Origin of the sequence: Corynebacterium minutissimum, assembly GCF_000805675.1 — a bacterium.
Lineage (GTDB): Bacteria > Actinomycetota > Actinomycetes > Mycobacteriales > Mycobacteriaceae > Corynebacterium > Corynebacterium minutissimum.
On sequence record NZ_JSEF01000020.1, the window covers coordinates 25,546 to 32,155 of the forward strand.

The window sequence follows — 6,610 nt, forward strand, 5'->3', positions numbered from 1 at the left end:
AGCTACTGTGCGGAGGCATACATGACTGAAAAGCAGGACAAGGCTGCATGGCGGCCGAGCGGCGTGCGCGGTATGTCCGCACGTCTAGCGCGGTCGTTGACCGGCGGCCGGGTCAAGATTAACCCGGCTCTGGACCCGCTGATGTCGATTCACCGGGAGTTTCACCCGAAGGCGGATGCTGAGCTTCTCAACAATGCCTATCGGACGGCCGAGCGCTTGCACGAAGGTGTATTCCGCAAATCCGGAGAGCCCTACATTACCCACCCGTTGGCCGTGGCAACGATTGCCGCGGAGATCGGCATGGATACCACGACAGTCGCTGCGGCACTGCTCCATGACACCGTGGAGGACACCGACTACTCCTTGGAGGACCTCACCCGAGATTTTGGTCCGGAGGTCGCCCGGCTTGTCGACGGTGTCACGAAGCTCGACAAGGTTGCCCTCGGTGCGGCTGCAGAGGCAGAGACGATTCGCAAGATGATCGTCGCGATGGCCACGGACCCGCGCGTGCTCGTCATCAAAGTGTGCGATCGTCTCCACAACATGCGCACGATGCGCTTCCTCCCGCCGGAAAAGCAGGCGAAGAAAGCGCGCCAAACCCTTGATGTCATTGCGCCTTTGGCTCACCGCCTGGGCATGGCGAGCGTCAAGTGGGAACTGGAGGATCTGGCTTTCGCGATCCTGTATCCCAAGAAGTATGACGAGATTGTCCGCATGGTGGCGGACCGTGCGCCCTCGCGCGACCGTGCGCTGAAAGAGATCACGGCTCAGGTAGGCCAAGCGCTCAAGGACAACGGCATTGAAGCCGAGGTCATGGGTCGCCCGAAGCATTACTGGTCGATTTACCAGAAGATGATTGTGCGCGGCCGCGACTTTGCTGAGATCTTCGACCTCGTGGGTATCCGCATCTTAGTCGATGACATCAATTCCTGCTATGCCGCAATCGGTGTTGTGCACTCGCTCTACCAGGCGCTTCCGGGTCGCTTCAAGGACTACATCTCCTCACCGCGTTTTGGCGTGTACCAGTCTTTGCACACCACGGTGATTGCAGCAGGTGGCTCCACGCTGGAAGTCCAGGTGCGCACGCACGAGATGCACTACAACGCCGAATTCGGTGTGGCGGCGCACTGGCGCTACAAGGAAACCAAGGGAAAGAACTCTGGCCACCAAGAAGAAGTGGACCAGATGGCGTGGATGCGCCAGCTGCTTGACTGGCAGAAGGAAGCCGCCGACCCCAACGAGTTCCTCGATTCGCTGCGCTATGACCTGACCGCCAAGCAAATTTTTGCCTTTACCCCCAAGGGCGACGTGGTAAATCTTCCGGCCGGTTCCACTCCCGTTGACTTCGCCTACGCGGTGCACACGGAGGTGGGGCACAGGTGTATCGGCGCTAAAGTCAATGGCAAACTGGTTGCCCTCGAATCCGAGCTCAAATCCGGTGACAAGGTAGAGATCTTTACCTCCAAGGACCCGAATGCGGGCCCATCACGCGACTGGCAGGATTTCCTCGTCTCCCCGCGTGCGAAAACGAAGGTCCGACAGTGGTTTGCCAAAGAACGCCGTGAGGAGCACCTTGAGGCCGGCCGCGACGCGCTCGCGGCAGAGGTCCAGCGTGGTGGCTTGCCCATGCATCGCCTGTTTACCGCTAGCTCCATGAAGCAGGTGGCTGAGCAGCTGCATTACCCAGACGTGGATGCGCTCTATACTGCGATTGGCGCCGGGCATGTCTCAGCGCAACACGTGGCCAACCAGCTCATGGCGCTCTTCGGGGACCAAGACGATGCCGTCGATGCCTTGGCGTCCCGCACCCCGCTCAGCGAGATTGAGAACTCCCGCGCACAGCACACCAAGGACTCCGCCACGGGTACGGGCATCCTCGTAGAAGGCAGCCCCGATGTCATGGCGAAACTGGCTAAGTGCTGCCAGCCTGTCCCGGGTGACGCCATCTTTGGCTTTGTTACCCGCGGCGGGGGAGTCTCTGTCCACCGCGCCGATTGCACGAACGCGGAGAAGCTCAAGTCCGAGCCGGAGCGCATGATGACGGTGGAGTGGGCCGGCGGGCCTAAATCCTCAGGTGCTTTCTCCGCCACTCTTCAGCTCGAGGCCCTCGACCGTCAAGGCTTGCTGTTTGAACTCACCCGCATCTTTAGTGAGCAGAGCCTTAACGTGTTGTCCATGACCTCGAACCGCGGCGACGATCACATCGCCACCGTTCGCTTCACTTTCTCGGTCTCTGATACCAAGCAGCTCGGCCAGCTTATGACCACGCTGCGCAACACCGAAGGCGTCTTTGACGTTTACCGCGTAACCGCATAGGTCTCCACCCCCATCAGGGGGTCGAGCCTAAACCCTTGCTGTCCCCTGGGTAACGCGTGGATGAATGTTGAGTGAAGGGGCTGGTGGAGGCGTCGGGAAGCACTGCGTTATTGTGACCGATGCGTTATAAACACGAGAGTAAGATTCCTCTCATACCCAGGAGACTCCCGTGAACTTCCGTCGCTTTGGCCAGCTGCTGGCCGCCACCACCGTTACCGCCGTCGCCGTTAGCGGCGCACCTGCCTTCGCCGCTGAGGCCGACCAGGTGACCTTCTCCGTCACCAACTTCACTGACTTCCACGGCCACCTCGAGCTGGCTGAGAAGTTTGACAAGGACACTAAGGAATTGAGCGGTTACACCGAGATGGGCGCTGCCCGCATGGCTGCCCTCATCAAGTACGTCAACAAAGACCAGGAATACGCTCTGACGTCCTCCGGTGACAACGTGGGCGGTTCCGCTTTCGTATCGGCTATTTCTGAGGATAAGTACACCAACGAGGCCCTCAACACCATGAACCTTGATGTCACTGCCGTGGGTAACCACGAGTTCGACAAGGGTACTGAGGACCTGATGGACCGCATCGTCAAGGAGTCTGACTTCCCGATCATCGGTGCGAACGTGACCAAGGACGGCAAGCCGCTCCTCGAGCCTTCCTTCGTGAAGGAAGTCGATGGGGTGAAGATCGGCTTTGTCGGCACCGTCACTGAGAACACCAAATTCAAGGTATCCGCCGCTGCTATTCCGGGCGTTGAGTTCACCGACCCAGTTAAGGCTACGAATGAGGAAGCCACCCGTCTGAAGGAATCCGGCGAGGCCGACGTTGTTGTCGCACTCATGCACGAGGACGCACAGCAGTTTGCAGAGGGCTTCAACAAGGACGTCGACCTGCTTTTCGGCGGCGACACCCACGTGAAGACCCAGGGCGAGGTCGCCCGTGAGGGCGCACTGCCGCTGTACTGGGCACAGGGCTACGAGTACGGCAAGGTGCTTAACGACGCCGACATCACCTTCGACAAGGCTGAGAAGAAGATCACCAAGGTCGATCTCACCCAGTACGACGTTGCGGATGCAGAGACCTTTGAGCTTCTCCAGGGGCTGGAGGATGATGCAGAGGTTGCCTCCGTTGTCGACGAGGCCAAGAAGGTAGCTGACGAAGAGGGCTCCAAGACCGCTGGCACCACTGAAAAGGCAATGTACCGCGGTTCTAACGATGGTGAAGATACTGGTACCAACCGCGGCGTGGAGTCCACCCTCAACAACTTCATTGCTGAGGGTCAGCGCTACGCTTTGTCGAAGCAGACCAACAAGGAAATCGACCTTGGCGTCATGAATGCCGGTGGTGTTCGCGCTGACCTCAAGGAAGGCGACGTCACCTACAAGGACATCTTCGCCGTCCAGCCGTTCGGCAACTCCGTCATCACGGCTGAGGTTAGCGGCGAAGACTTCATCAAGGCACTGGAGAATCAGTGGAAGCCGGGTCAGTCCCGCCCGCGCCTGGCGTTGGGCCTGTCCAGCAATGTTTCCGTGGTCTATGACCAGAAGGCTGAGCAGGGCGAGCGCGTCAAGTCTGTCACTATCGACGGCGAGCCTATCGACCCGAAGAAGAACTACACCGTTGCTCTGTCTTCCTTCCTTGCTTCGAGCGATACTGAGGAAGGCGGTGACGGTTTCTTCGTGCCGGGTTCGATCAAGAACCGTAACGACGTCGGTTACATGGATACCCAGGCCATGATTGACTACATCGCGTCCGGCGAGTCGAAGGTGCGCACCGGCCAGGGCCAGATTGGTGCCCACATTTCCGGTGAGCTGAAGGCTGGCGAGGAAATCACCATCGACCTGTCCTCCCTCAACTACTCCAATGAGGAGGAGCCGCAGGCTAAGAAGGTCACCGTTGCTCTCGGTGATGTGAAGGCTGATGCTGACATCGACAACGCTGCTCAGGAAGGCGACAAGGGCTTCGGTGAGCGCGGCCGCGCGACCGTCAAGCTCACCATCCCGGAAGGACTTGAGGGCGAGCAGCAGCTGACCATCACCACTGATGCAGGCACCGAGGCTGTTCTTCCGATCATCCTGGAGGGCAAGGCTGAGGAGAAGCCGTCTGAGACCCCGGCGCCGACGACTGAGCCGACCGTTGACCCGAAGCCGTCCAAGGACACCAGCTCCAAGTTCGATGGTTCTTCCTTCGGTCTGGGCCTCGGCTTGGGTATTACCGCCGCTGTTGCAGCCGCTATCGCGACCGCTCTGGCTACCGTGGGCTTCGCTGCTTCCGCGCTTCCGGCCCCGATTCAGCAGATGATCGAGCAGCTGCGTAAGCAGTTCAACATCTAAGACAGAATCTTTAGTAAAGCCCACACTTCGGTGTGGGCTTTTTCTATGGGCGATTGACAGGAAAAGGTAAGGTAGAGCGTCGTGGAGACCTTGAGGCTTTTTGGACGCGAAGCGATGTATCAGCTCGGTATCGAACCTCACCGCATTCCGGTGGTGATGTTCGCTACCGTCGGCATCTACTTGGCCTTCATGATTCTGGTCAAGCTCTTTGGCAGCCGTGTGCTCACCTCCATGACGGCGTCGGATGCGGTCATCATTATTATGTTCGGCGCGGTCGCTGGCCGCGTGATTATCGGCAACCCTCCGACGCTTGCGGCCGGCATCATTGGCCTTTTTACCCTCATGCTTCTCGAGGCGGCTTTCGGTACCTTCCGGCAGTTCGTAAAGTGGTCGAAGTTTATTGACCGTCGCCCAGTTCTGCTGGTGTATAAGGGGGAGTTGCAGGAAGATAACATGGTATTTGCGCATATCACGGAGCGAGACGTCAATTCGGCGGTACGCAAAGCTGGACTGGGCCGCCGCAACGACGTGCAGCTGATGATTCTCGAACCCACTGGGCAGATTTCAGTTATTCGACGGGGCCAGCTTGTCGACGCCTCCGTCTTCAAAGACGTCCTTGGCTCTGAACGCATCGAAGAGGTCGAAGAGGACGACTCTCACAACTAGGGGAGTTGCAGCGATTAGCGAAGACACCCGCCAACCTCATCTGGTTAGCGGGTTTAGTCGTATCGGTGGCTACCTCAGCCAGCTGCGGGATCGCCGATGTGCCCGCCAACCGTGGTGTGGTTGGCGGGGTTCATCGTCTCGGCGTGCGCGTTGCTTAATCGCGAGCGTTTAGCCTGCACGTGGCGGGTCGGGTGGCTGGTTTGTACCTGGCGGCGGGTCGGGTGGCTGACCTGTGGTTTGTCCTGGTTGTTCGGCGGCGAGTCTGGCTGTGGCTTCTTGGTATTCGGGCATGGCGGTAATTGGCACACCCCAGGGCGGGATGTAGCTCACCCCGGTATTCAACCGGAACATGTAACCCCTGCCGGTGGGGCGTTTGGGGTCATCGTCGTTAATACCGTTGTGGTAGGCGCACAGGAAGGTGAGGTTTTTAAGGTTAGTAAAACCTCCGGCCTGCCAGGGGATGAGGTGGTGGACTTCGCAGTAATCAGCTGGTTTGTTGCAGCCGGGCCTAGAGCAGGTTTGGAATTCAGCAGCCAGGCTGATGCGTTGTTTCCAGCTGGCATGCCGCTGAATCCTATAAGAGTTAACAGGCCCCTCTAAAGGGTGGATGATGGTGGCGTAGCCAATCTCAGCAAACTTGTAGGCTAAGAAGTCTGCGCCGCTCATGCGCGCGCCGTTGGTGAGGTTAAGTTCGATTTCCTCCCCATCCCCGTTAATAATTTGGTCAAATTCATCCAGGGTGACTACGACTTGAGCATGTACGGCGGGTTTGGTGCCAATACCACCGGTGACAATGACGGTGCGGGCAGCATCAAGCAGGTTTGTTTTATTGACGGATTCTAGGGTGCCTCTGATGTCGGCGATGACGGTGGGGGTGTCGGTGATGGTAATGGAGTTGGGTCCCTTAGAGCGGTAGGTGAAGCGTACCCCGGGTTTAGCTTCGCGTTTGGACTTAAGCTCTTTAAGGCGTGTGGTGGCTACCTGGCGGATTTTGTGGGCAGGTGTTCCGGCAAGTTTTATGCGTAGGTTCCAGGCATCGAGGTCTTTGTTGACTTTGGCGGTGTAGGTCTCAATCAGGGTAAGAATGCTAAGGCTATGTTTTTGTGCTACCGCGGCAGCGCGTGCTTTGCGTTGTTTGCCGGTGAAGCGGGTGTGCCCGAAGTAGATGCGGTGAAGGTGGGCAAGTTCAGTAGCATCGGCTGGGTCGGCGCCGAGCGCGCGCAGTTCGTCGGGTGAGCTGGATGCTTGTTCCACTAGCGCGATCCCCGAGTTGCGGTAGTGGAAGTAGGTTTCTAGTAC

At 58.5% G+C, this 6,610-nt stretch carries 4 protein-coding genes; 3 read left to right on the forward strand and 1 reads right to left on the reverse strand.

The genetic code is table 11. The features are described 5' to 3' along the window. Nucleotides 1–21: 21 nt before the first annotated feature. The 3 genes from NX84_RS12035 (at nucleotide 22) to NX84_RS12045 (ending at nucleotide 5,311) form a co-directional block, all read left to right on the forward strand. Entirely contained in the window at nucleotides 22–2,316 is a 2,295-nt protein-coding gene (locus NX84_RS12035; RefSeq protein ID WP_039676910.1) for a RelA/SpoT family protein, read from the forward strand. A gap of 169 nt (nucleotides 2,317–2,485) precedes the next feature. Continuing rightward, nucleotides 2,486–4,645 carry a bifunctional metallophosphatase/5'-nucleotidase gene (locus tag NX84_RS12040; protein ID WP_039676911.1) on the forward strand — a complete coding sequence of 720 codons (2,160 nt, stop codon included), beginning with the start codon at nucleotides 2,486–2,488 and terminating at the stop codon, nucleotides 4,643–4,645. 114 nt (nucleotides 4,646–4,759) lie between these two features. Further along, on the forward strand, nucleotides 4,760–5,311 hold the full coding sequence (locus tag NX84_RS12045; RefSeq protein WP_039676921.1) for a DUF421 domain-containing protein: 552 nt from the start codon (nucleotides 4,760–4,762) through the stop codon (nucleotides 5,309–5,311). A gap of 168 nt (nucleotides 5,312–5,479) precedes the next feature. Here the strand turns inward: NX84_RS12045 and NX84_RS12050 are convergent. Continuing rightward, the coding region (locus NX84_RS12050; RefSeq protein ID WP_039676912.1) for an HNH endonuclease signature motif containing protein at nucleotides 5,480–6,610 on the reverse strand (1,131 nt) is incomplete at its 5' end.